Genomic DNA, 663 nt, shown 5'->3' with positions numbered 1-663 from the left:
CTGCATAATACGTTGAACAGTTTTATGGTTAATACGCATTCTCTTTTTTAGTATGGCTGTGATTTTTCGATATCCATACCGATACTTGTGCTCTCGGCACAACGTGCCGATTTGTTTTTCCAAATGGCGCTTGGAATGATCTTTCGTCAGATTCTTCTTCCAACGATAATAAGACGCTCGAGAGATACCTAAATGAATACAGATATCCTGCACGGTCATTGTGTTGTGCAATACTTCTATAAGTTCGACTGACGTTTCGCTATCAACTTCCTTTCCAATTCGTTGTACTTTTTTAACACTTCATTCTGTTGTCGCAAATAACGATTTTCTGCCTGCAGTTTCTCTAATTCAGAAGAATACTCCGGACCTTTTCCATAAGTGTATTGCTTTCCAACAGGCTGTTCGAATCGATGTGTATCCCCAGCTTTATGCCATCTAACCCATGTCTGAACCTGTGTCTTATTCTTAATATTCAATTTCTCCATGATCTCTTTCATAGGCACGCCTGCCAATCTCATTTCTACAGCCTTCTGTTTCACTTCAACCGAATAACTCACTCTTGTCCTCATAGAAAAAACACCTCCAAGTCTAATTTCGGATAACAATCATCCTTTTTCAAACTTGAAGGTGTTTTTTTTTGTCTCATCTTATGGGGTCAGTCCC

The 663-nt window shown here is 39.2% G+C and carries 1 pseudogene; it reads right to left on the bottom strand.

Annotated elements, in window-relative coordinates:
• Positions 1 to 569, bottom strand: a pseudogene (locus tag Q3W56_RS20545) (IS3 family transposase); the annotation flags it as partial.
• Positions 570 to 663: the final 94 nt, after the last annotated feature.

It is taken from the genome of Bacillus sp. C28GYM-DRY-1, from assembly GCF_030519405.1.
Classification (GTDB): Bacteria; Bacillota; Bacilli; order Bacillales; family Bacillaceae; genus Bacillus; species Bacillus spizizenii_A.
This window is presented reverse-complemented; position numbering and strand designations above follow the sequence as displayed.